Source organism: Burkholderia sp. Bp9015 (assembly GCF_003853505.1).
Lineage (GTDB): Bacteria > Pseudomonadota > Gammaproteobacteria > Burkholderiales > Burkholderiaceae > Burkholderia.
This window is the reverse complement of the sequence record NZ_QTPZ01000006.1, coordinates 215,025-239,469: the sequence shown is the minus strand read 5'-3', so window position 1 is coordinate 239,469 and position 24,445 is coordinate 215,025. Positions and strand designations below refer to the sequence as shown.

Genomic DNA, 24,445 nt, shown 5'->3' with positions numbered 1-24,445 from the left:
ACCCCCGGCCCCGGATTCGCGACGAATCCATTATGACGGAACGTACCCGGGCCCGGTGAGACGTCGCAGTGAGGATGAACCCGGATGCGATTGCGGTCTGCGCTCGAGCGCCGGACGATCCCCCAACGCATCCTCCCCGATTCAAAAAATTTTCACGAAGGGGCTTGCGCACCTCCAAAACCCTCTCTATAATTCGCGGCTTCTTAGGCTCGTAGCTCAGTTGGTTAGAGCACCACCTTGACATGGTGGGGGTCGTTGGTTCGAATCCAATCGAGCCTACCAACGAACAAAATGAAGGGGTCTGGCAGCTCGCATTGCCTACAGGCAATCCGGCTCGCCAACATACAAACGCCACGCGGCAACATCGCGTGGCGTTTTTCTTTTTGCGGCCGAAACTTCGCATGCGCGTGCCGATGCAGCGTGTGCGATCCACGCGCAACAAGCAGCCGGCAGCCGGCAAAGCAGAACGCAGAGCAGGGGAAGCGGGCGCAAAGCGCCCATCCGCCACCCCTCAATGCAGATGCCTCAACTTGTCAGGATTCCGCACGACATAGATCGCGACGACCTTCCCGCCCTCGATCTCGAGAGCCGTCGTCTGCAGCTCGCCATCCGCTTCCAGTGTGACGAACCCCGGCAGCCCGTTGACGAACCCCGCGCGCACGAGCTTCGACGCATGCGTGGCGAACAGCTCGGCGAGGTACGCGTGCAGCTTCATCACGCGCTCGAAGCCGAACACCGGCTTGCCCGCGGCCGTGCGCTTGCCGCCGCCGTCCGAATGCAGGCTCACGTCCTCGGCGAGCATCGCGCCGAGCGCGCGCATGTCGCCGCTGCGCGACGCCGCGAAAAACGCCTCGGCCAGCTCGATCCCGCGCTGCTTCTCGACATGAAACCTCGGCCGCGCCTCGCGCACATGCGTGCGCGCCCGCGCGGCGAGCTGTCGGCAGGCGGCCGGGTCGCGCTGGATCGTCGTCGCGATCTCGTCGAACGCGAGGCCGAACACGTCGTGCAGCAGGAACGCCGCACGTTCGAGCGGCGACAACCGTTCGAGCGCGAGCATCAGCGGCAGCGTGACGTCCTCCTGTTCATTTTCCTCGACGACCGGCTCGGGCAGCCACGGGCCGATGTAGGTCTCGCGCTGGTGCCGCGCGGACTTCAGCTGGTCGAGGCACATGCGCATCACCATGCGGCGCAGGAACGCCTCGGGCACGCGCACCTCGGTGCGATCGACGTCCATCCAGCGGATGAACGCCTCCTGCACCATGTCCTCGGCGTCCGCGACGGAACCGAGCATCCGGTACGCGACGCGCATCAGCGTCCGACGCAGCGGGTCGAAGCTCGCCGCTGCGTCGGCCCGGTCTGCGGCGCTGCCGGCGGCCGGATCGAGGTGGGTCATCACGCCACCATCTTCGCGGCAGCGGCCTTCGCCTCGGCGGGATCGATCCACAGCCCGAAGCCGACGGCCAGCCGGTTCCAGCCGTTGATCACGTTGATCATCACCGTGAGTTTCACCTGTTCCTCCTGGCTGAAGTGGTCGTTCAGCACCGCATACGCGGCCTCGTGCGCGCCATGGCCTTCTGAAAGCCGCGTGAGCGCGTCGGTCCAGCCGAGCGCCGCGCGTTCGCGGTCGGTGTAGCAGGGCGCTTCACGCCATGCGGCCAGCAGGTTGATGCGCTGCTCGGTCTCGCCTTGCTCGCGCGCCTCGACGGTGTGCATGTTAAGGCAGTTCGCGCACGCGTTGATTTGCGACGCGCGGATCTTGACCAACTCGATCAGTGTCGGCTCGAGGCTCCCGGCAGCGGCGACCGAGACGGCCATCCAGTTCTTCATCATTGCGGGCGCGGCGGCGAACGGATTGAGTTTCGCAGTCATGGTTCCTTCTCCTTTCGTGTGGGTTCCGGCGATATGACGAGCGAGCCCTGCGCGCCTGTGACATCGACGCAAAAAAATTTTCAAAAGCCGGGAAGCGCGCGAAGGGCAGAGCGGTTGAACGGCGGTGTCGAGGTCCGCGACACCGCCGCGCGGACCCGTGCCGATTTCGATTCCATGGCGCCGCTCGCGTGGCGAACCCGTGTCATCCGTTCTTTCATGACGCCGGTGTGGATGTCATGAGGCGTCGGCATGGCGAACCCGCGGGCATGCACATTGCGTTCACCCTCCGAGCCCCCCTCATGACGGGCATCGACGGTTCGTCACGCCGCCGCTCCGCGCATGGTCGATGCTTTCATTTTTCTTTCGCGCTCGTTTCACCCGAAATCCGATTCGCGACGTTCACATTTCTGGCCCATACTGTTCTGCACGGGTAGATGAAGTCACGCCGCACCAGCGGCCCGGCTCGCGCGCCGGCTGCCCGACGACGCAGCAATGAAGGTCGCACGTCAGCCGCGCGCATCCGAGCGCAAGGCTTTCCTTTTTCCGGCAACGCAACGCAGCGAATCGCGACGTGAACGGTAAACCGATGAGCCTCCTTGCATCCCAGCTTCAGCGCCGTTACCAGGACGTGCGCGCCCATAGCATCGCGTTGACCGCGACGCTGTCCGCCGAAGACCAGGCCGTGCAGTCGATGCCCGACGCGAGTCCCGTGAAATGGCATCTCGCGCATACGACCTGGTTCTTCGAAACCGTCGTACTGATGCGCCGCGTGCGCGGCTACGCGCCGTTCGACGACGCGTTCCAGTTCCTCTTCAATTCCTATTACGAAGCGCTCGGCCCGCGCCATCCGCGGCCGCAGCGCGGGCTGCTCACGCGTCCGTCGCTCGATGAGGTGCACGCGTACCGGCGGTACGTCGACGATGCGATGCTGCGCGCGCTCGACGGTGCCGATCCGGCGTTGCTCGCCACGATCGCGCCCGAGATCGAGCTCGGCCTGCATCACGAACAGCAGCATCAGGAACTGATCGTCACGGACATGCTGCATGCGTTCTCGTGCAACCCGCTCAAGCCCGCGTTCCGGCCGCGCAGCGGCGCCAATGCTCACGCCGGGCACGCCGCCCGGGCCGCGGGCGATGCCGGCCCGCTGCGCTGGCTGCATCAGCCGGGCGGGCTCGTCGAGATCGGCCACGATGGCGCCGCGTTCTCGTTCGACAACGAACGGCCGCGCCATACCGCGCTCGTGCGTCCGTGCGAGATCGCGAACCGTCTCGTGACGAATGCGGAATTCGCGGCCTTCATCGCGGACGGCGGCTATGTCCGCCCCGAATACTGGCTGTCCGACGGCTGGGCGACGGTGCAGCGGGAAGGGTGGCAAGGGCCCGCGTACTGGATTCCCGGCGACGACGGTGATCCGGCAGCCGCACACGCCTGGCGCGCGTTCGGCCTGCACGGTGTCGAGCCGCTCGCGCCCGATGCGCCCGTGTGTCACGTGAGCTTCTACGAAGCGGCGGCGTATGCGGAATGGGCCGGCACGCGCCTGCCGACGGAATTCGAATGGGAGGCCGCGTTCGGCGCGGATGGCATCGCGCAGATGCTCGGGCACGTATGGCAGTGGACGCGTTCGTCCTACGAGCCGTATCCGGGCTTTCGGCCGCTCGCAGGCGTCGCCGCGGAATACAACGGCAAGTTCATGGTCGGCCAGCAAGTCCTGCGCGGCAGCAGCATCGCGACCCCGCCGGGGCACGAACGGCCGACGTACCGCAATTTCTTTCCGCCGGCCGCGCGCTGGCAATTCACGGGAGTGCGACTTGCGCGAGACGTCTGATCTGACGGCCACGAGCGGTGGCCTGCAACCCGCCCGCGATGCGCGGCCGAGCGCGTTCGAGCGCGACCTGATCGACGGGCTGTCGCGCACGCCGCGCAGCATTCCGCCGAAATACTTCTACGATGCGGCCGGCTCCGCGCTGTTCGATCGCATCTGCGAACTGCCGGAGTATTACCCGACGCGTACCGAACTCGGGATCCTGCGCGATCGCGCGGCCGAGATCGTGCGGCGCGTCGGCCCGCATGCGGACATCGTCGAATTCGGCGCGGGCTCGCTCGAGAAGATCCGCGTGCTGCTCGACGCGTGCGCGGACAACTATGCGAACGCGCCGGCGCGCTACGTGCCGATCGACATCTCGGCCGACTACCTGCACGGCGCGGCCGCGCGGCTGCGTGCCGCGTATCCGTGGCTCGACGTCGCGCCGCTCGCGGCCGACTACACGAAGGCCGAGCAGCTGGCCGAGCTGACCGGCACGCCACGCCGGCGCATCGGCTTCTTTCCCGGCTCGACGATCGGCAACTTCTCGCCGGAGGAAGCCGATACGTTCCTGCGCGACGCCGCGCGGCTGTTGCGCGGCGGCGGCCTGCTGGTCGGGGCGGATCTCGTGAAGGACGAACGCACGCTGCATCACGCGTACAACGACGCGCAGGGCGTGACCGCCCAGTTCAACCTGAACCTGCTCGCCCGCGCGAACGCGGAGCTCGGCGCGGATTTCGATCTCGACGCGTTCTCGCATTGCGCGTTCTACGACCGTGAGCTGCAGCGCATCGAGATGCATCTCGTCAGCGATATCGCGCAGACGGTGCACGTGCGCGGCCACGCGTTCCGCTTCGAGGCCGGCGAACGCATCCACACGGAGAACTCGTACAAGTTCACGATCGACGGCTTCCAGGCGATCGCGCGGCGTGCGGGCTTCGAGCCCGACACCGTGTGGACCGACGCGGACCAGCTGTTCAGCGTGCACTGGCTGCGCAGCGTCGACGATATCCGCGCGTAACGTCGTCGCGAGTCGTCGCGATCCGCTCGCACGGCGTGCGCGCGGGACGCGTGCGGTCTGCGTCGCCGGCCCGCGCGCCGGCAAAATTTCCCGACTCTCCCGATTCGATGCGTCGTTGCAACGGCGTGTCGAATCGCTCGTCACCCTTGTCCCGTAAGGCTTCGCGCCCCTCCGTAAACGTCCGTTACCGGTCTCGCATACCGGTTTCACCTGTGTCCGCCCGTGGTGCCTAGACTCCGAACCGTAGTCACATGACGCACGACACGTGCAGGGAGTCGCGAAATGAGCAAGAAACTTATTCTCGGTGCAGTTCTCGGCGTAGCGGCGCTGGCAGCTTCGGGCATCGCATCGGCCCACGTCGACCTGGCGGTCGGCATCGGCGTGCCGGGCGTCTATGCGGCGCCGGCGCCGGTCTACGTCGCGCCGCCGCCGGTGACGTACGCGCCGGTTGGCTACTATCGCGATGACGACTGGCGTGAGCGTCAATGGCGCGAACACGAATGGCGCCGTCGTGAATGGCGCGAGCACGAGTGGCGCGAGCGCGGCTGGCGTGACGGCGACGGCTGGCGCGGCCGCTGGAACTGAACCGGGCAACCGGTTCATGAGGACACCGAGCACGACGACGAGAGGAGTGTGATCGCATGATGCCCATTCGACACATCAGGTATAGCGCGGCGGCCGCCGTCGTCGCGCTCGCAACGATCGGCAGCGCGCACGCGGCGGGCTGCATGAAGGGCGCGGTGGTGGGCGGCGTCGCCGGCCACTACGCGGGACATCACGCCGTGGTCGGCGCGGTCGGCGGCTGTATCGTAGGCCGCCACATGGCGAAGAAACACGAGCAGGAACTGGCCGCGCAGCGCAAGGCCGCAGCGCAGGGCGTGCAGCCGGCGCAGTAAGCGTAGCCACCGGCGGAACGGCGCGATCGCGCCGTCTCCGCCTTTCATTTCCCTTGTCGGGTGGCGGCCGACCGGCCGGTTCATCAAGCGTGCCGAACGCCGGCGGATCGATCCGACGAAACCGCGCCGCGCGCGCCGTTACGATCATTTACAACGCCGCGCCGCACGAAGCGCGCGCGTACCTAGAATGCAGTCACTCGAACGCGCTCCAGGGAGCAAACAATGAAAACGCAACGATATCTGTCCGTGCTCGCAGCTGCGCTGCTCGCACTCAGCGCCGTTTCCGCGCAAGCGGCGGGCGGCGGCAATGGTGGTGGCGGTGGTGGTGGCAACGGCGGCGGCCATGGTGCCGGCGGGATGGGCGGCATGGGTGCCAATGCGGGCGGCATGTCCGCCGGCCACATGAGCGGTGAAGCGCTGAGCAACTCGAACGGCATGCACGCGGGCGACCGCGACAAGGGCCTGTCGCGCGCAGCCGATCGCTCCGATTCGATCGCCGATCGTGCCGGCGCGCAGCCGGGCAGCGGTCACGGGCGCTCGCACGGGCATACCGCGCATGCATCGAAGTCCACGCGCCACGCGCATCGGAACGCATTCGGCCACACGCTGTAAGCGCGGCGCACGCATGCGGAAGAAGGGCGCTTCGGCGCCCTTTTTCATTGCCAGCGGGCCAAGGGGCGCTGCGGTGTGTCGCGTTGCTCGTCGCGCATCGACCCCGATTTGCAACCAGCCGTAACCGCACGCACGAACGCGCCAGAATACGAACCGCTTTCACGCGAATGACAGGCGGATTCGCTCCCTCATACGCGAGCATCGCGGCAGCGCCGCGGCCCGCGTCATGAAAAAAGGGCGGCTCGTCGCCGCCCTTTGTTTCAGCGTCCCGCGCCCGCCAGCGGCGCGACGGCTGCAACAGGCTCGAACAACGCGTCGGCCTGCCTGACGCGCACGAACCGCGCGGCCGCTCCGCCGTCCACCAGCGCCCGGAAATGCGCTTCGCCGCACGCGAGCTTCGCGCGCTCGTGCTCGCTCGTCACGTCGCCGTCGGCATTCGGCGTATCGACGACGAAGTACAGCCGCTCGCCGCCATCCTGCTCCGCGAGCACCGCCCAGTCGGGGTGATAGCTGCCGAGCGGCGTCGGCACGCGGAACCATGCGGGCAGCTTCGCGTACAGCTTCACGCCGTCGTGCGCTTCCAGCGCATCGGCGAACGCGCGCTCGGCGTCGGTCTCGCACACGACGGCCTCGTGGATCGACTTCCGCGCATCCGGCCGCAGGTTGCGCAGATAACCGGTCAGCGCCTCGCTCTCGAACGACTCGAGCGCATGCACGTGGCGTTCGCCGAGCTTCCGGTACGCGATGCCGGCAACCAGCGCGAGCCGCTTGCAGCGGTTGATCGCATCGGCGGCCAGCGCGATGAACTGCTGCGGATTCACGCGGAAATCGTCGAGCCGGCCGCTGTCGGCCAGGATCGTCGCGAGCGAGCGGCGCGTGAGCTGCGTGCGGTCCTGCAGTTCGGTGAGCAGGTCGGGCAGCGGCAGCTCGCCTTCGTCGATCAGCACCGTGCCGGCGCCGGCCACCTCGATCGCCTCGATGCCGGCCTTGCCGATGTCGATCTCGGCCTTGCGCCACTGCAGCCGCGCGCGCGCGATGTCCGGCGCGTCGCGCAGCGCGGCCGTGCAGTCGCGCACGAGCTTCGCGTTGTCGAACTCGACGCTGTACACGGTGCGATGGCGGATGCGGTCCCACAGCGCGCGGAAGTCGTCGCCGAACACGACGGCCTTGCCCGACGCGTCGCGCCGCAACGCGATCGCGCGCCGCTCGTCCGCATTGCGCACCGCGAAGCGGCCCGACAGCTTGCGCAGCGTCGCGACGATCGGCGCGCGCAGCGTCTCGAACGCCGCGGGCAGCACGAGCGCGCTCTGGCGCAGCGCATCCTTCAGCCGGTCGAGCACCTTGCCCTGCGCGTCGACGTAGCCCTGCTCGTGCAGATGGGTCCACAGCACGCGCGACAGCTCGATGCCGAGCGCATGCGCGGGCCCGTCGCCTTCCTGCACCGGCAGCGCCGCGAACTGGTGTTCCTCGACGATCCCGAAACGGATGCCCGTATCGGCCTCGATTTCCTTCTGCAGGTTCTCGGCGAACGACTCGTAGCGCTCGGTCGCGATCACGGTGAGCGTGTTTACGCCCGGATCGCGCACGCGTTCGCCGTCCTGGTCGACGGCGAGGCGCAGCCCGCGGCCGAGCGTCTGGCGACGCTCGCGCTCGGTCTGGATGTCGCGCAGCGTGCAGATCTGGAACACGTTCGGGTTGTCCCAGCCTTCCTTCAGCGCCGAGTGCGAGAAGATGAACTTCAGCGGCGTGTCGAACGACAGCAGCGCTTCCTTCTCGCGCATGATGAGGCCGTACGCGCGCTCCGCGTTCTCGCGGGCCGCGGCGCTGCTTTCGCTCGTGTCGGTCCAGCCGCCCTTGCGGTCGATCGAGAAGTAGCCGTTGTGCGCGCGCTCGACTTCGAGCGCGACGTCGACGCCGTCGAACAGCGCACGATAGGCCGGCACACGCGCCGCGCGCGCATATTCCTCTTCGAAGATCAGCGCGTAGTCGCCCTTCACCGGCATCCCGTTCTCGTCGTAGCGGCGATAGCGTTCGACCGAATCGACGAAGAACAGCGACAGCACCTTCACGCCGCGCTCGGCCAGGCGCAATTCCTTGTCGAGATGCTCGCGGATCGTGCGGCGGATCATCTCGCGCTGCACGGCGAGCGTGTCGATGTCGCCGAACGCCTCGCCGAGCGACAGGAACGCCTCGCCTTCCGGATGGCGCAGCTCGACGTACTCGGCGCCCTTCACCGCATGCACTTCACCGATCCGCAGCCCCGCGTACAACGCGCGCCTGGTCAGGCGCTCGAGATCGTCGCCGTCGGTGGCCGTCACGATCTGGCGCTTCACGCCGGCCGCGGTCGCGACGTCGAGCTCGATGCGCGCGCTGATCGCGCCGCGCCGGTTCGACACGCCGACGAGCCGCACGTAAGGCTTGTTGTGCGCATCCTCGACGATCGCCGACGCGATCTCGATCTGCTTGACGAGCTTGCGTTCGTACGCGTCGACCGCATCGAGCCGGTACACCATGTGGTGACGGTCGACGTGCGTGGCCGAATAGCGCAGCGTGCAGAGCGGCGCCATCGCGGCGAGCGCTTCGCGCCCGCGCCCCTCGAGCCCGCCGTCGACGCTTTGCGGCTCGTCGACGATCACGATCGGCCGCGTCGCGCGGATCAGGTCGATCGGCTTCTCGCCGCCGGTCTTCTCGCTGTCTTTATAGAGGTTGTTGATCTCTTTCTTGTTGATCGCGGCGACCGTCATCACCATGATCTGGATCGCCGCGCTCGCCGCGAAGTGGCGCACCTGGCCGAGCTTCGCGGAGTCGTACAGGAAGTAGTCGTACGGCACGCCCGCGTACAGCGCGCGGAAATGATCCTCGGTGATCGAGAGCGTCTTGTGCACGCCTTCCTTGATCGCGATCGACGGCACGACGATCACGAACTTCGTGAAGCCGTAGCGGCGGTTCAGCTCGAAGATCGTGCGCAGGTACACGTAGGTCTTGCCGGTGCCGGTCTCCATCTCGACGGTGAAGTCGCGCGAGCCGGGCTGGCCGGACGGCGGCAGCCCGCCGCGCAGCTGGACGTCGGCGAGGTTGCGCGCGAGCGCGTCGTCGGTCAGCGACAGCCGGTTGCCGACGCCTTGCTCCGACACCGCGAAACCGAGCGAGCCTTGCGCCGCGGCCGTCGTGCCGGGCGCGGCGTTCGCGAGCACGCTGAAGTCGCCGCGATACGATTCCTGGCCGCGAAACAGGTCGCAGACGGCGTCGATCGCCTCGCGCTGGTAGTCGAGATCCGCTTCGAAATGCAGCCGCATCACAGGCTCCGCACGCGCTTCACGCCGTGCTGTTCGAGCAGCGCGGCGAGATTGAGCTTCGCGACGTCGTCGACGAAGCCGCTGTCGCGGAACAGGCACGTGACGTCGCGCGTGGCACCCGTCGCGTCGAGCAGCTCGACGATGCCGTCGGCGAGCGGGCCCGCGTCGTCGCGCGCGACGCGCGCGTCGAAGCACGCGACGATCGAGCGGCCGATCAGGTGCACGGTCTTGCCCGCGACCGGGTGATGCTCGACCGGCGTGCACAGATCGAGGCCGAGCTTCAACGTGAGTTCGGCGAGCAGGTCGTCCTCGCTGCGGCCGGTCTTCACGTGCTCGACGGAGGCGAACAGCGCGTGGTCGAAGTCGTCGCGGCGCGGATCCCATTCGATCACGTTGGTCGTATCGAGCCGGTACACGCGGAAACCGAGGTCGCCATAGCTTTCCGGGAAGTCGCGCGCGACCTGCTGCGCTGCGCGGCGCAGGCGTTCCTTCGTGATTTCCGCGAGCGTCAGCGGCTTCTTCAGCTTCGCGCAGAAATCGGCGGCCGCGAGCTGTGTCTTGTCGCGGCGGTCGAGCGCCTCGGGCAGCTGTACGAGGATGTAGCGGCGCGCGCCGCCGTCGGTCGCGTTCACCTGCATCACCGCGTGGCCGGTCGAGCCGGAGCCGGCGAAGCAGTCGAGCACGATGTCGTCGCCGCGCGTGCACCAGCCGATCACGGCCGCCGCGAAATCGACCGGCTTCGGCTGGTCGAACGGGATGCCGAGCGTCTTCAGCAGCGCGTCGTCGGAGCCGGCGAACGGCAGCACCGACGGCACGTTCTCGTACATGTTCTCGTCGAGGTAGTAGATCCGCTGCGGCTGCGTGGTTTCATCCGGACCGAATTCGATCTGGCCGCGCTCGATCAGCGCCTGCATCGTCGCGGGCGGGTTGCGCCAGCCGCGCGCCGGCATCGCGCACGGCTTGCCGGTGACCGGGTGGATCAGCGGCGTGAAATACTCGTCCGGTGCCTTCTTCTTGTTCGGCCACGCCATCGACACGAGGCGGTACACGCGCCCGTCGGCCGACAGCCGGTCGTACATCACCTCGCCGCCCGACAGGTTGGTCTGCGCCTTCATCCACGCGCGGTAGGCCTTTTGCGCGTCCTTCGCGTTGCCGCTGCGGTACACCGCGTCGTGCGCGGCATCCAGCATGCGCTGCGCGTTGCGCTTCGGGCGCTTCAGCGGCGCTTGCTCGAGCAGCGTCTCGGCGTTGCGCGCGAACAGCACCAGCGATTCGTGCTGGTACGCGACGCCGCGCGCATCGCCCTTCGGGTTGCGCTTGTCCCACACGGCGACGCCGAGCTCGTTCTCCTCGCCGAAGATCTCGCGCAGCATCAGCACGAGCGCATGCACCTCGTGCTCGTCGATGTGCACGGCAATCAGCCCTTCGTCCGACAGAAGCGCGTGCGCGAGCTTCAGGCGCGGATACATCATGTTCAGCCAGTCGGTGTGGAACCGGCCGTTCGCCTCGGTGTTGGTGCTGCGCTTTACGCCGCCTTCGGTCTGGCCCGTCATCGCCAGGTAGTGGCGGATGCTGTCGCTGAAGTCGTCCGGATAGACGAAATCGCTGCCGGTGTTGTACGGCGGGTCGATGTAGACGAGCTTCACCTTGCCCGCGTAGCTCTTGTGCAGCAGCTTCATCACGTCGAGGTTGTCGCCCTCGATCACGAGGTGGCGCGTGTCGTCCCATGCGACGCTGTCGGCAGGGCACGGACGCAGCGTGCCCGTCGACGGCGTGAGCGCGGCCTGGCGCGCGCTGCGCTTGCCGTGCCAGTGGAAGCCGTAGCGCTCGTCGGCGTCGCCGACGGTGCGCTCGCCGACCAGCGCCTTGAGCACGTCGACGTCGACCGACGCGCCGTCCGGGCCTTCGGTCACGAGTTCGGGGAACAGCGCCTTCAGGCGCGCGACGTTATCGGCGGTGAAATCCGTCGACATCGCCTGCGGGCTCGCCGCATCGAGTTTCTGCATCGTTTTTTCCATCGGAGCCCGGCCGCGTGCGCCAGGACGTCGGGCGCACTCACGGCACCGGCGGCAATGGCCACCCGGGCAAACCCGAAACGCTAGCGAGTCGGTCGGCGCAGGTCAAGCACCGATGTGAGGCGATCGTGCGCGCATCGGCCGCGATCGCCCGCCCGACGGGCCGCAAGCGGCTTCGGGCCGGTGGTCGCGGCGGCGGCCGACCGGCGTTCCCCGGGGGCGCTGCGCGGGCCAAAAGCGACGAAAAAAAGGCGAAAAAAAGGGCACGGTCAGCGCGATGCGCCGCCGTGCCAGCATGGAGAATCCCGGATGGAGGGTGTGGCGGAGCCCGGCGGGCCCCGCCCGGATGACCGGCCCTCGGGTCAGAAGCGCGTGCGGATGCCCGACGTCAGTTCGAGCTGGTTCTTCGCGCCGAACGTCGACGACACCTTGTAGCCGCCATGCAGCTTCATGTAGTCGCCGGCCAGATACACCTCGGTGCGCTTGCTCAGGTGGTAGAACACCGACCCATAGATCGTCTCCTTGAAGCCGTTGCCGACGCCGTTGGTCAGGCTGAACGCGCCGAGGTTCGCGTTCGGCGTGAAGCCGTCGGCGTTGTACGCGGCGTTCTTGATGCGCATCTGTTGATAGCCGAGCTCGTAGTCGAGCGCGCCCTTCGGCGCGATCTTCATCGACACGGTCCACGAATCGTCGTGGCGCTGGCCGAGCGCGCCCTGGTCGCCGTTGTAGCGGAAGTAGCCGGCGTTCAGGCGCACGATGCTGAACGCGTAGTCGCCGCCGACCGAGAACGTCTGGTTCCTGAAGCCGTTGTGGTTCACGTGGTTGTAGAAGCCCGACACGGCGAACGGCCCGCCGTTGTAGCCGAGCGCGACCTGGTATGCGGAGCCGGTCGCGAACGAGGTCGAGTTGCTGAACTGGTAGCCGGCGCTCGCGAAGATACCGTTGCTGAACAGCTTCTTCCACGCGACGCCGTTGTTGTAGCGCGTGCCGGTCGGGCCGGCCGCGTAGAAGATCATCTGCTTGAAGTTGTTCGAGTTGGTCCAGCCGCCTTCCTCGGTCGTCAGCTTCGCGGAGCCGTACGCGTCGCCGTAGATCGCCGACGCGTCGCGCGCGATCGTATTCTGGAAGCCGGCCGTCAGCTTGCCGAAGCGCTCGTCCTCGACGCCGACCCAGGCGTCACGGTCGAAGATCTGGCCCTCGTCTTCCATCTGGCCGTTCGCGACCACGAATTCGCTTTCGAGGCGGAAGATGATCTTCGTGCCGCCACCGATGTCCTCGGCGCCTTTCAGGCCCCAGCGGCTGCCGCTGAACCACGGCTCGCCTTCGTTGCCCATGCCGATCACATGGTTGCCGTTGGCGTCGGCGTGGGTCCGGTAGGTCGGAAAGCTCAGGTCCATCAGGCCGTAAAGCTGCACGCTCGACTGCGCCTGCGCCTGGGTGCCGGCGCACAGGCCTGCCGCCGCGATGGAAAGGGCAAGGGTTTTTCGTTTCAAGATCGTCTCCTCCGAGCTGCCGCATTGAAATCTGTTTGTTGGCAGTACGTAATGTATGCCGATTGTTGCCGACCACAGCGAGAGGGTCGACGCATAGCATCGTAGAGGGGGCAATCCTTCACGCCGCTTTCCCGGAGGAAAGAATCGGATCGGTGAAAACACCGAAATCGCAATAATCGGGAATCGGGCAGGCGGGCAGCCCGCGGGCTGCCAAAACAACGTTACGTGCTGCGAATCGATGCCGCGGGCCGCGCCGTCAGTCCTGCGCGGTCTTCGCGCGCAGGATATAGCCGAGCCCGCGCAGCGTGATGATCTCGGCCGTGCTGAGCGCGAGATGCTTGCGCAGCCGGTGGATGTAGATGTCGATCGCATCCGCGCTCGGCTCGTCGTCGAGCGCGAACACGCTGTCCATCAGCCGCGCCTTCGATACCGTCTTGTTCTGCTGCAGCATCAGCGTTTCGAGAATCGCATGCTCGCGGCGGCGCAGCGCGAGCACCGTGTCGCCGCAGCGGAATTCACGCGTGCCGAACGCATAGACGAGATCGCCGCACACGAGCTGCGTCGTGCCGACGCCGGCCTGCCGGCGGATCAGCGCGCGGATCCGCGCGACCAGCTCGCGCGATTCGAACGGCTTGACCACATAGTCGTCGGCGCCCGCGCCGAAACAGTCGACCTTGTCGTCGACCGAGCCGTGCGCGGTCAGCATCAGCACCGGCACGTTGTCGTTGCGGCGCCGCAATCGCGCGAGCACTTCCTTGCCGCTGATGCCAGGCAGCCGCATGTCGAGCAGCACCGCGTCGTAGCGCTCGGTCTTCAGCACGGTATCGGCGCGCTCGCCGTCGCCGACGCAGTCGACCGCGAAATCCTCGCCGCGCAGCAGGTTCACGATCCAGTGCGCGAGTTCGGCGTTGTCTTCGACCAGCAGGAGTTTCATGGCGACTTCATCTCTTCAAGGAAACGTCGGGCCGCCCCAAGTTTCCCGCCCGGCAGGTAGTCCCCTTGGGGGGCCTGGCGCGCAGCGACAGGTTTGGGCGCACTCTTCAATCGTACGCGGGCAGCCGCACGGTCACGACGATACCGCGATTGCCGGGGCCCGGCGCGAGCGACGCGCTGCCGCCGTGCGCCTGCGCGATCTCGCGGACGATCGCGAGGCCCAGGCCCGAGCCTTCGGTGTCGGCCGACACGCGGTAGAACCGCTTGAACACGTGCGGCCGCGCTTCGGCCGGAATGCCGGGGCCGTTGTCGACCACCTCCAGCACGACCGCGGCGCCGTCGCGCCGTGCCGCGACCGTCACGCAGCCGCCCGGCTGCGTATAGCGCACGGCGTTGTCGACGAGGTTCATCACCAGCGCGGTCAGCAGGCTGTCGCTGCCCGCGACGTCGAGCCGTTCGCCGAGATCGGCGCCGAGGTCGATGTCGCGCTGCTGCGCGAGCACGATGGTTTCCTCGAGCACGCTCGACACGACGGCCGCGAGATCGACGCGATGCGTGAGCAGCGTCGACGGCGTCGCTTCCGCGTGCGCGAGCAGCAGCAACTTGTCGGTCACGTCGGCCATCTTGCGGCTGCTGCGCTGCATGCTGTCGAGCACCGACGCCAGCTCGCGATCGTCATGGTCGCGCTGCTGCGCGTACTGGATCTGCGTGTCGAGCACCGCGATCGGCGTGCGCAGCTGGTGCGCGGCGTCGGCAATGAAGCGGCGCTGCGTGGCCGTGTGCGTATTGAGCCGCGCGATGCACTGGTTGATCGCGTCGACGATCGGCCGCAGCTCGTGCTGCAGCCGCTCCGGGCGGATCGGCTCCAGTTCCATCGGCCCGCGGTCGGCGACGTCGTCCTTCAGCTTCATCAGCGGGCGCAGCTCGAGCGTGAGGCCGAGATAGACGAGCACGATCGCGAGCACCAGCATCAGCGACAGGCGCACGAGCTGCGGCCGCCAGATCGTCGCGACCATCGCGTCGTACGAGCGCGTCGTCTTCGCGACGATCACCGTGACCGTCTCGATCTGCCCCTCGTCGTACAGCTGGCGGTCGTAGGCGGCCGCGCGCAGCCGCACGCCGTCGAGCGACGTGTCGTACAGCGTCGGCTCGACCCCGTGCCGCCCGGGCACCGCGAGCGCCGGGTTGCCCGCGAGCAGCCGGTCGTGGCCGTCGATTACCTTGTAGAACACCGAATCGCCCGACGGCGATTCGAAGATCTCCAGCGCGGCCGGCGGCACGTCGGCCGCCGGCCGCCCGTTGCGCCATTCGACGTCCTCGCCGATCGTGCGCGCGGACGCGACGAGCGCGCTGTCCTGTACGAGCCCGGCCGTGCGCCGCGCGGTGTCGTACGACATCGCGCCCGCGATCAGCACGAAAGCCGCGAGCGGCAGCAGCAGCCACCACAAGAGCCGCCCGCGCAGGCTGTGCGCCATTCCGTCTCCTCAATGCCGAACCGCGCCGGGGTAACCGGCGCGGTTCGGGCGTGTCATTCGATGATGCGTGCGTTGCTCAGAACGCGGCGGGGCGCCACTTGAGCAAGCGCTTCTCGAGCCAGGTCAGCAGATAGTCGGCGGCCAGCGCGACCACGGCCAGCACGATCATCGCCGCGAACACGCCGCTCGCGTTGAACGCGCCCTGGGCGGTGGAGATTAGCAGGCCGATGCCCTGCTTGGAACCCAGGAATTCGCCGACGACCGCACCGACCAGCGCGAAGCCGAAGCTCACGTGCAGGCTCGCGAGAATCCACGACAGCGCGGACGGAATCACGACCGACGTGGTGATCTGCCGGCGCGACGCGCCGAGGATCTGCGCGTTCGCGATCAGGTAGCGGTCGGCTTCGCGCACGCCCTGGAACGCGTTGCCGAACACGACGAAGAACACCATCACGACGGCCAGCGCGATCTTCGACGCCATGCCGAGGCCGAGCGCGATCACGAAAATCGAGCCGAGCACGACGCGCGGGATCGAGTTCGCGATCTGGATATAGAGGCCGAACACGTCGGACATCAGCTTGTTGCGGCCGAGCACGATCCCGCAGAGCACGCCGGCGACCGAGCCGATCAGGAAGCCGATCGTGGTTTCCTCGAGCGTCACCCAGACCTGCGTAAGCAGCGGCCCTTGCGACGTGCCGTTCGCGAACCAGTCCTGGAGCTGCGCGAAGATCAGCGTCGGCTGCGAGAAGAAGAACGGATCGATCCACTTCAGGCGCGCGGCGAGTTCCCAGCCGCCCAGCACGACGACGAGCACGGCGATCCGCAGGCCGATGATCAGTTGCCGGCGGCGGCGCAGCCGGGTTTGAGCGGCACGCGACTCGTCCTCGAGCGACGTTGCCGGAATGGCGGTGGGGGGAAGCGTCATGTCGGTCATGCTCCTGTCCTGTCCTTGCTGCTGTCAGCCGATCTGCACTTCTTCGCGCAGGTCGTGCCAGATGTCCTTGGAAATTTCGATGAAGCGCGTGTCGTAGCGAATCTCCGACGTGACGCGCGGGCGCGGCAGGTCGATCTCGTACACGCGCTTGAGCGTCGCGGGGCGCGCGGTCAGCACGAACACGCGGTCGGCGAGCGCGATCGCCTCCTCGAGATCGTGCGTGACGAACACGACCGAGCCCTTGTTCGCGGACCACAGCTGCAGCAGCTCGTCCTGCATCAGCGTGCGCGTCTGCATGTCGAGCGCGGAGAACGGCTCGTCCATCAGCAGGATTTCCGGCTGGTTGATGAAGGTCTGCGCGAGCGCGACGCGCTTGCGCATCCCGCCGGAGAGCTGGTGTGGGTAGTGTTTCGTGAACTTGTCGAGGCCGACCTTGCGGATCCATTCCTCGGCCTGCGCGTAGGCGACGTCCTTCGAGCGGCCGCGAAACAGCGGGCCTGCCGCGACGTTGTCGATCACGTTGCGCCACGGGAACACCGCGTCGGCCTGGAACACGAAGCCGATGCGCGGATCGATCCCGTCGACCGGGCGGCCCATCACGCGCACCTCGCCGGAAGCCGGCTTCAACAGCCCGGTGATCAGGTTCAGCGTGGTCGACTTGCCGCAGCCGGTCGGCCCGACGATCGCGATGAACTCGCCGCGCGCGACGCTCATGCTGAAGTCGCGCAGCGCGACGGTGGCCTTGCCTTCCGGCGAAATGAAGCGGCACGACACATTGCGAAACTCGATCGCCGGTGTGCTCGGAGAAACTGCCTGGGTCATCGCATTCGTCCTGCGGGTGATGAGGGCGCCGCATCGTGGCGGCGCCGGGCCGGTCAGCCGGGCCGGAACGGGGAACGCGCGGCGGCGGGATCGCCGCCGCCGGCGCCGAGATCGATTACTTCGCGTTCACGAAATCGTTGGTGTAGGTGCGCGCCAGGTCGATGTGCTTGCCCTTCACCGACGGGTTGAACGCCGACAGCACCTTCAGCACGGTCGCCGGGCCGTCGGCCGGCATCTTCGCGTCGGCGGTGTACATCGGCAGCGATGCCTTCAGCGCGGACACGTACAGCGCCTTGTCCTTCTGGTAGTCGGCCGGCATCTTCGCGGCGATTTCCTCGGCGCTGTGCGTGTGGATGAACTGCATCGTCTTCGCGAACGCGTGCGCGAGCTTGGTGGCTTCGGCCTTGTGCGAATCGGCCCACGCCGACTGCACGTACAGGCTCGCGGCCGGATAGGTGCCGCCGAGCGCGGCGCGCGTGCCTTCCAGCGTGCGCAGGTCGACCAGCACCTTCGCGTCGCCCATCTTCTCGAGCGCGGACACCGTCGGCTCGGTCGTCATCCCGGCGTCGATGCGGCCCTGCTTGATCGCGGCGATGAAGCTCGCGTCGGCGCCGACCGGCAGCATCGTGTACTGCGTCGACGGCACGCCGTGCTGCAGCGCGAGATATTGCGTGAGGAAGCTCGTCGACGAGCCGAGGCCCGTCACGCCGAGCGTCTTGCCCTTCGCGTCGGCCATCGACTTGAAAGTGGGTGCCGCCTTGGTCGACACCATCTCGACCTCGCCCGGCACCTGGCCGAACACGGCGATCGCCTTCACGTCCTTGCCCTTGCTCTGCAGGTCGATCGTGTGGTCGTAGAAGCCGACGACGCCCTGCACGGCGCCCGCCAGCAGCTCGTTCTCGGCGTCGACGCCGGCCGGCTGCGACAGCAGCTCGACGTCGAGCCCTTCGGCCTTGAAGTTGCCGAGCTCCTGCGTGAGCCGCGCGGGCAGGTAGATCAGCTTCGCGATCCCGCCGACCATGATCGTGATCTTGCCGCCGTCGTCGGCGAAAGCGGGGTGAGCGGCGAGCGCGCAGCTCAGGCTGGCTGCCACGGCGAGGGTGCGCAGGATGGGTCGCATCGGGGTCGTCTCCTTCGTTGTATTCGTATGGCGCGATGCTTGCTGCATCGTCCTGACGAGTATAGGAAGGCGAAACCTTCTGCAACCTTTCGCGGGGTGGCGGTTCCTTTAGGGGTTTTCCAGCAATCGGCGGCTCAAGCGGCCTGGCGCCAGCCGAGCAACACCCGCCCCATCGCATCCAGCCCCATGTCGAACAGATGCGACACGAACGGCACGAGGTTCGGGATCATCAGTTGCACGAGCAACAGCCCGACCAGCATCGTGACCGGAAAGCCGATCTGGAAGATGCCGATCTGCGGCGCCGCGCGGTTCAGGATCCCGAGCGCGAGGTTCGCGATCAGCAGCGCCGCGACGACCGGCAGCGCGAGCAGCAGCCCCATCTCGAACACGGTCGCGCCGAACGCGGCGAGCGTGCGCCAGCCGGGCGCGTGCAGCAGGTCGGCCGACACCGGCAGCGTCTGGAACGACGCGGCCAGCGCCGCGAACACCTGCAGGTGGCCGTCCACCGCGAGAAACGCGAGCATCGCGATCGCATTCAGGAAGCGGCCCATCGCCGGCGTCGCGCCGTTCGAATGCGGGTCGAAGAAGGTCGCGAAACCGAGCCCCATCGACAGGCCGATGAAGTCGCCGGCCGCCTCGACGGCCGCGAACACGATCTGCATCGTGAAGCCCATCGCAACGCCGATCAGGAACTGCGTGACGACGATCCAGATGCCCTGCGCGGAGAACACCGTGACGCCCGGCATCGCGCCGAGCGTCGGCGCGACGACCAGCGCCAGGAACGCGGCGATGCCGATCTTCACGCGCACCGGCACGGCCGCATGGCCGACCACGGGTGCCGTCGCGACGAGCGCGAGCATCCGCACGAACGGCCACAGGAAGGCCGTCAGCCAGCCGTTGAGCTGCGCGTAGGTAACCGAGAACATCGGGGGGGAACGAAAGCCGGACGCGCCGCTCAGCCGGCGCCGAGCGTCGCGACGTGCAGCAGCGTCTGCCGCAGGTAGTCGAGCATCGTCGTCAGCATCCACGGGCCGGCGATCACGAGCGTCGCGGCCACCGCGAGCAGCTTCGGGATGAACGACAGCGTCGATTCGTTGATCTGCGTCGCGGCCTGGAACAGGCTCACGACGAGGCCGACCGCGAGCGCGACCAGCAGCAGCGGGGCGGCCAGCAGCAGGCCGACCATCATCGCCTGGTGCGCCAGCGTCATCACCTGTTCGGGTGTCATCGTGCGCGTCCTCCGCTTACGTGAAGCTCTGCGCGAGCGAGCCGATCAGGAGCTGCCAGCCGTCGACCAGCACGAACAGCATCAGCTTGAACGGCAGCGACACGGTGGACGGCGACACCATCATCATCCCCATCGACATCAGCACGCTCGCGACGACCATGTCGATGATCAGGAACGGGATGAAGATCGTGAAGCCGATCTGGAAGCCGGTCTTCAGCTCGCTCGTGACGAACGCGGGCACCAGCAGCGACAGCGGCACGTCTTCCGGGCCCTGCATCGGCGCGGCCTTCGAGATCTTCGCGAACAGCGCGAGATCGGTCTCGCGGGTCTGCTTCAGCATGAAGGTCTTGAACGGCGCGACGCCGCGCTGCACGGCCTGCTCCATCGGCATCGAGCCGTCGGAAAACGGCTTGTAGCCGTCGGCGTACGCACGGTCGAGCACCGGTGACATCACGAAGAAGGTGAGGAACATCGCGAGGCCGACCAGCACCTGGTTCGGCGGCGTCGTCGCGGTGCCGAGCGCCTGGCGCAGCAGCGACAGCACGATGATGATGCGCGTGAAGCTCGTCATCATCAGCAGCATCGCCGGCAGGAACGACAGCATCGTGAGCAGCAGCATCGTCTGCACGCTCAGCGAATAGGTGGTGCCGCCGTTCGGGCCCGGGCTGGTGTTGAACGCGGGCAGGCCGGCCGCCTGCGCGCACGCGAGCGCCGGGGCGGCGCAGAGGATCAGCACGGGCGCGAAGCGCGCCGCGCGACGCAGGAATTCGTGTTTCATCGGAATGCGAGTACGGAAAGAGGGCGCGACGCCATGTCAGCGGTCCTTGCCGCGTCCGAAGCGCTTCGCGGCTTCGCCCGCGAGCGCGTCGCGAAACCGCGCGCCGAACGTGCCGGGCTGGCCGCCGCCGGTTGCGGTGCCGCCGGCGGGTGCCTCGGCCGTCGCGGTGGCCGCCGCCGAGCCGGCCGGCAGCGTATGCAGCAGCCGCACGTTGCCCGGCGCGACGCCGAGCACGAGCCAGGTGTCGCCGATCTCGACGATCGTCGCGCTTTCCTTCGCGCCGAGCGCGACGCTCGACACGACCTTCAGCGGGCCACCGCGCCGCGCGGGCTGGAACCCGAAGCGGCGCGCGAGCCACGCGCAGCCGAACACGAGGCCGATCACGACCGCGAGCCCGACGAGCGTCTGCAGCACCGCGCCGACGCCGAGCGACGGCACGGCCGAGCCGACCGTCACGCTCGATGCGATGGCGCCGGCGTTGTTCACCGCGTTCATGTCGGCGGCGCCGGCCGGCGCGCACGCAAGCGACGCGGCAACGGCAGCCGCCGCCGCGATCGCGAACAGGCGCGCGCGGCGGCCGGACGTCACGACTTTCATCGATTCAGCTTCCGGATCCGTTCGGCCGGCGTGATGATGTCGGTCAGCCGGATGCCGAACTTGTCGTTGACCACCACGACCTCGCCCTGCGCGATCAGGCAGCCGTTCACGAGCACGTCCATCGGCTCGCCGGCGAGGCCGTCGAGCTCGACGACCGACCCCTGCGCGAGCTGCAGCAGGTTGCGGATCGCGATCTTGGTGCGGCCGAGCTCCACGGTCATCTTGACCGGGATGTCGAGAATCATCTCGATGTCGTTGTGCGTCGAGCTGGCCGCGGCCTTCGACAGCGGCTGGAACACGCCGGCGCCGGTCGCGCCCGCCTGCACCGGCTGCTGGTTCTGCTCGGCGAGCGCGGCAGCCCAGTCGTCAATGCCCGAATCCTCTTCCGCGGCGGCGGGTGCTGCCTGCACGGCCGCGGCCGATTCCGCGAGGGCCGCGTCGGCGAGTGCCTGCGGGTCGAGTTCGGTCGTCGGGTTCAGCTCACTCATATCCACCTTCCTTCATCGTGTCGCCCGCGCTGATCATCTTCTGTACGCGCAACGCATATTGACCATTGAAAATGCCGTAGCCGCACTCCATCACCGGCACGCCGTCGACCTTCGCGGTGATCGTGTCCGCGATCTCCAGCGGCAGCACATCGCCCGCGCGCAGGTTCAGGATCTTCTCGAACGTCGACGGGATCTCGGCGAGATCCGCGCTCAGCTCGACCTCGGCCGACTGCACCTGCTGCGACAGCACGCGCACCCAGCGGCGGTCGACTTCGAGCGCCTCGCCCTGGATCGGCGACGCGAGCACGTCGCGGATCGGCTCGACCATCGAGTACGGCATGCAGATGTGCAGCGTGCCGCCCGTCGGCCCGAACTCGATCGAGAACTGCGTGACGATCACGATCTCGTTCGGCGTCGCGACGTTCGCGAACTGCGTGTGCATCTCCGAGCGCACGAATTCGAACTGCAGCGGCCGCACGCTCTTCCACGCGGTCGTGTAGTGCTCGAACACGAGGTTCAGCAGCTTGCCGATGATCCGCTGCTCGGTGGCCGTGAAGTCGCGGCCCTCGACGCGCGTGTGGAAACGCCCGTCGCCGCCGAACAGGTTGTCGACGACGAAGAACACGAGGTTCGGGTCGAACACGAACAGCGACGTGCCGCGCAGCGGCTTCACGTGCACCAGGTTCAGGTTCGTCGGGATCGGCAGGTTGCGGGTGAACTCGCTGTACTTCTGCACCTTCACCTGGCTCACGGAGATTTCCGCCGTGCGCCGCATGAAGTTGAAGATGCCGATCCGCAAGAGGCGCGCGAAGCGGTCGTTGATGATCTCGAGGCCGGGCATCCGGCCGCGGACGATCCGCTCCTGCGTCGCGATGTTGTAGGGGCGGACGCCCGACGTATCGCGCTGCTCGTCGATTGCGTCGGTTTCGCCCGTGACGCCCTTGAGGAGGGCATCGACCTCCTCCTGGGACATGAACTCCTGGTGGCCCATGCGCGCTCCTTTTCCGGCCGCGTTACTGGACGACGAATTCGGTGAACAGCACGTCGTCGACCTTCGCGCGCTGGTTGCCCGGCTGCGTCGGCTGTTCGATCAGCTCGCGCAGCTCCTTCGCGAGCGAACGCTTGCCGTCCGGCGTCGCGAGATCCTCGGGATGCTTGTTCGACAGCGCGAGCAGGATCCGGCTGCGGGTCTCCGGCATGCGCGCGGTCAGCTGCTCCTGTGCCTTCGGGTCGGTGAGCTTCAGCGACAGGCCGACGCGCAGGTAGTGCTGCACGCCGTCGTCCGACTGCAGGTTGACGGTCAGCGGGTCGAGCGGGAAGAACACCGGGGCTGCCAGCGGCGCCGGTTCGGCGGGCGCGCTCGCATGGCCGACGCCGGTCTTGCTCAGGAACACGTACATGCCGCCCGCGGCGGCGGCCGCTGCGCCCAGCGCGATGACGGCGATGAGCGCGATGCGCTTGAACTTGCCGGACGAGGCCGGCTTGTCGGCAGTCGGGTTTGCGGTCGTGGAGGCCATGTGAATGCGTGCGTGATGTCTCGTAGCATGCATTGTTCGGCATCCGGGCCGAGCCCGATGGGCGGAAAAGAGGGGGGAATTGCGGCTATCTCAGCCGATTGTCGGCCGGGTGTCGGCTCGATGCAGGGTACGAGCGGCGGGAAAACGGCGTCTGCGAGCGGTGAGGCGGGCGACCGGCGGGCATCCGGGCCTTCAGGCGGGAAGGGCGGGCGGCGGCACCCGCCCGCGCATCGTCAGATCGGCAGCAGCGACAGCAGCGGCGCGATCAGCACCATCGCCACGCCCGCGATCATCATCGTGAGGCTCGACACGACGCCTTCCTCGCTGCCGATCTCGCGCGCCTTCGCCGTGCCCACGCCGTGGGCGGCCGCGCCGAACAGCGCGCCGCGCGCGAGCCGCGTGCGCATCGGCACCAGCGCGAGCACGATCTCGCCGAGCAGCATCCCGCAGATGCCGGTCGCGATCACGAACAGCGCGGTGAGATCCTTCGGCGCATGGATCTTGTCGGAAACGGCGAGCGCGAACGGGGTCGACACCGAGCGCGTCATCAGCGAGCGCTGCAGCTCGGGCGACAGGTGCAGCAGCTTCGCGAGCAGCAGCGATCCGCACACGCCGGCACCGATCCCGACCGCGACGCCGACCGACAGCGACAGCCAGTGGCGGCGGATCAGGTCGCGATACTCGTAGATCGGCACCGCGAACGCGATCGTCGCCGGGCCGAGCAGCCACATCAGCCAGCGCGTGTCGCGGAAGTAGACCGAATACGGGATGCCGGTCAGCACGACGAGCAGCGCCAGCACGCCCGGCACGAACACGAGCGGCGAGAACAGCAGCGTCTTCCTGTATGCGTAGAGCCGCTTCGACACGAAATACAGGACGACCGTCAGCACGAAGCAGCCGACGGAGATCGCGGTATTCACGCGGTCGGCGGACAGGTTCGACAGCAGCGCAAGCATCGCAGGCTCCGGCTCAGTGGGCCGACGCGGTCGCGAGGCGCGCACGGCGGCGCTCGGCGAACACGCGCTGCGCGGCGAGCCGGCGCTCGAGCTTCGCGGCGAGGTCGACCGCCACCGCCACCGCGACCATCACGAACGCGGTGCCGGCGAGCATGACCAGCGCGATGCGCCAGCCGTCCTCGCGGAACAGCCCGCCATACTGGACGGCCGCGACAGCGGCCGGCACGAAGAACAGCAGCATGTCGGACAGGAGCCAGTTCGCGCCGTCCTTCACCCACGCGGGCGCGACCCGGCCCGAGAACAGCAGCGCGAGCAGCACCGCGAGGCCGACGACGCCGGACGGCACCGGCAGCCCGACCGCGCGCACGGCCCAGTCGACCGCCATCCACAGCACGCCGAGCGCGGTGGCCTGCAGCACGATCCGGCCCGTACGCGCAACGTTGCCCGCAGCGGCGGGGCGGGCGGCGGCAGTGGCGGTCGGCTTGGTCATGGCGGGCTCCATACAGATGTTGCGTTGATGGTGTGAGTATAGGGTTTCCCCTAACCATAAATAAAATGACTTGTCTCTATCCTTGTCATTCCAATTCGGAATTC

24 protein-coding genes and 1 tRNA gene are annotated in these 24,445 nt (G+C 67.8%); 6 read left to right on the top strand and 19 right to left on the bottom strand.

The window, feature by feature from the left end:
- Positions 1–205: 205 nt before the first annotated feature.
- A tRNA-Val gene (locus DIE12_RS09725) sits at positions 206–282 on the top strand.
- A gap of 229 nt (positions 283–511) precedes the next feature.
- On the opposite strand, the gene DIE12_RS09720 is transcribed toward DIE12_RS09725, so the two are convergent.
- Positions 512–1,393, bottom strand: a complete 882-nt coding sequence (locus DIE12_RS09720) for a sigma-70 family RNA polymerase sigma factor (RefSeq protein ID WP_124520425.1) — start codon at positions 1,391–1,393, stop codon at positions 512–514.
- The gene (locus DIE12_RS09715; RefSeq protein WP_124520419.1) at positions 1,393–1,869 is read right to left on the bottom strand and encodes a carboxymuconolactone decarboxylase family protein; all 477 of its coding nucleotides are present in this window, start codon (positions 1,867–1,869) and stop codon (positions 1,393–1,395) included. Before DIE12_RS09715 ends, DIE12_RS09720 begins: the two co-directional genes overlap by 1 nt.
- Positions 1,870–2,455: 586 nt before the next feature.
- On the opposite strand from DIE12_RS09715, the gene egtB reads away from it, so the two are divergent.
- The 5 genes from egtB to DIE12_RS38040 all read left to right on the top strand — a co-directional run bounded on the left by egtB (position 2,456) and on the right by DIE12_RS38040 (position 6,199).
- The gene (gene egtB / locus DIE12_RS09710; protein ID WP_124520421.1) at positions 2,456–3,694 is read left to right on the top strand and encodes an ergothioneine biosynthesis protein EgtB; all 1,239 of its coding nucleotides are present in this window, start codon (positions 2,456–2,458) and stop codon (positions 3,692–3,694) included.
- On the top strand, positions 3,678–4,691 hold the full coding sequence (gene egtD / locus DIE12_RS09705) for an L-histidine N(alpha)-methyltransferase (RefSeq protein ID WP_124520423.1): 1,014 nt from the start codon (positions 3,678–3,680) through the stop codon (positions 4,689–4,691). Before egtB ends, egtD begins: the two co-directional genes overlap by 17 nt.
- 282 nt (positions 4,692–4,973) lie before the next feature.
- Positions 4,974–5,276 carry a hypothetical protein gene (locus DIE12_RS09700; protein WP_124486778.1) on the top strand — a complete coding sequence of 101 codons (303 nt, stop codon included), beginning with the start codon at positions 4,974–4,976 and terminating at the stop codon, positions 5,274–5,276.
- Between the two features lie 56 nt (positions 5,277–5,332).
- Entirely contained in the window at positions 5,333–5,587 is a 255-nt protein-coding gene (locus tag DIE12_RS09695) for a glycine zipper 2TM domain protein (RefSeq protein ID WP_044845180.1), read from the top strand.
- Between the two features lie 222 nt (positions 5,588–5,809).
- Positions 5,810–6,199, top strand: a complete 390-nt coding sequence (locus tag DIE12_RS38040) for a hypothetical protein (RefSeq protein ID WP_185500352.1) — start codon at positions 5,810–5,812, stop codon at positions 6,197–6,199.
- Positions 6,200–6,459: 260 nt separating this feature from the next.
- On the opposite strand, the gene DIE12_RS09680 is transcribed toward DIE12_RS38040, so the two are convergent.
- The 17 genes from DIE12_RS09680 to DIE12_RS09600 all read right to left on the bottom strand — a co-directional run bounded on the left by DIE12_RS09680 (position 6,460) and on the right by DIE12_RS09600 (position 24,341).
- Positions 6,460–9,495 (bottom strand): type III restriction-modification system endonuclease, encoded by a 3,036-nt coding sequence (locus tag DIE12_RS09680; protein ID WP_124486780.1) that lies wholly within the window; start codon positions 9,493–9,495, stop codon positions 6,460–6,462.
- Positions 9,495–11,513 (bottom strand): site-specific DNA-methyltransferase, encoded by a 2,019-nt coding sequence (locus DIE12_RS09675; RefSeq protein WP_124520427.1) that lies wholly within the window; start codon positions 11,511–11,513, stop codon positions 9,495–9,497. The genes DIE12_RS09680 and DIE12_RS09675 overlap by 1 nt, the downstream gene beginning before the upstream one ends.
- A gap of 359 nt (positions 11,514–11,872) precedes the next feature.
- A complete protein-coding gene (locus DIE12_RS09670) occupies positions 11,873–13,003 on the bottom strand; it encodes a porin (protein ID WP_124486784.1) in 1,131 nt (376 codons plus the stop codon).
- A gap of 256 nt (positions 13,004–13,259) precedes the next feature.
- Positions 13,260–13,937 (bottom strand): response regulator, encoded by a 678-nt coding sequence (locus DIE12_RS09665; protein ID WP_044845185.1) that lies wholly within the window; start codon positions 13,935–13,937, stop codon positions 13,260–13,262.
- A 106-nt stretch (positions 13,938–14,043) separates the two neighbouring features.
- Entirely contained in the window at positions 14,044–15,411 is a 1,368-nt protein-coding gene (locus DIE12_RS09660) for a sensor histidine kinase (RefSeq protein WP_044845186.1), read from the bottom strand.
- A 76-nt stretch (positions 15,412–15,487) separates the two neighbouring features.
- A complete protein-coding gene (locus DIE12_RS09655; protein WP_124520428.1) occupies positions 15,488–16,345 on the bottom strand; it encodes an ABC transporter permease in 858 nt (285 codons plus the stop codon).
- Positions 16,346–16,369: 24 nt separating this feature from the next.
- On the bottom strand, positions 16,370–17,167 hold the full coding sequence (locus tag DIE12_RS09650; RefSeq protein ID WP_044845187.1) for an ABC transporter ATP-binding protein: 798 nt from the start codon (positions 17,165–17,167) through the stop codon (positions 16,370–16,372).
- A 115-nt stretch (positions 17,168–17,282) separates the two neighbouring features.
- Positions 17,283–18,287 (bottom strand): ABC transporter substrate-binding protein, encoded by a 1,005-nt coding sequence (locus DIE12_RS09645; protein ID WP_044845245.1) that lies wholly within the window; start codon positions 18,285–18,287, stop codon positions 17,283–17,285.
- Positions 18,288–18,421: 134 nt separating this feature from the next.
- On the bottom strand, positions 18,422–19,213 hold the full coding sequence (gene fliR / locus DIE12_RS09640) for a flagellar biosynthetic protein FliR (protein ID WP_124520429.1): 792 nt from the start codon (positions 19,211–19,213) through the stop codon (positions 18,422–18,424).
- Between the two features lie 29 nt (positions 19,214–19,242).
- The gene (fliQ, locus tag DIE12_RS09635; RefSeq protein WP_006750427.1) at positions 19,243–19,515 is read right to left on the bottom strand and encodes a flagellar biosynthesis protein FliQ; all 273 of its coding nucleotides are present in this window, start codon (positions 19,513–19,515) and stop codon (positions 19,243–19,245) included.
- Between the two features lie 16 nt (positions 19,516–19,531).
- Positions 19,532–20,293, bottom strand: coding sequence for a flagellar type III secretion system pore protein FliP (gene fliP / locus DIE12_RS09630; protein WP_124520430.1), 762 nt, complete (start codon positions 20,291–20,293; stop codon positions 19,532–19,534).
- Positions 20,294–20,329: 36 nt separating this feature from the next.
- Positions 20,330–20,890, bottom strand: coding sequence for a flagellar biosynthetic protein FliO (fliO, locus tag DIE12_RS09625; RefSeq protein ID WP_124520431.1), 561 nt, complete (start codon positions 20,888–20,890; stop codon positions 20,330–20,332).
- Positions 20,887–21,378 (bottom strand): flagellar motor switch protein FliN, encoded by a 492-nt coding sequence (gene fliN / locus DIE12_RS09620; protein ID WP_124486791.1) that lies wholly within the window; start codon positions 21,376–21,378, stop codon positions 20,887–20,889. Before fliN ends, fliO begins: the two co-directional genes overlap by 4 nt.
- The gene (gene fliM, locus DIE12_RS09615) at positions 21,371–22,369 is read right to left on the bottom strand and encodes a flagellar motor switch protein FliM (protein WP_124486792.1); all 999 of its coding nucleotides are present in this window, start codon (positions 22,367–22,369) and stop codon (positions 21,371–21,373) included. Before fliM ends, fliN begins: the two co-directional genes overlap by 8 nt.
- Positions 22,370–22,391: 22 nt before the next feature.
- Entirely contained in the window at positions 22,392–22,928 is a 537-nt protein-coding gene (gene fliL / locus DIE12_RS09610) for a flagellar basal body-associated protein FliL (RefSeq protein ID WP_124486793.1), read from the bottom strand.
- A 200-nt stretch (positions 22,929–23,128) separates the two neighbouring features.
- Complete coding sequence (locus DIE12_RS09605) at positions 23,129–23,851, bottom strand: LrgB family protein (RefSeq protein WP_044845194.1); 723 nt, start codon at positions 23,849–23,851, stop codon at positions 23,129–23,131.
- Between the two features lie 13 nt (positions 23,852–23,864).
- Positions 23,865–24,341, bottom strand: a complete 477-nt coding sequence (locus DIE12_RS09600; protein ID WP_044845195.1) for a CidA/LrgA family protein — start codon at positions 24,339–24,341, stop codon at positions 23,865–23,867.
- Positions 24,342–24,445: the final 104 nt, after the last annotated feature.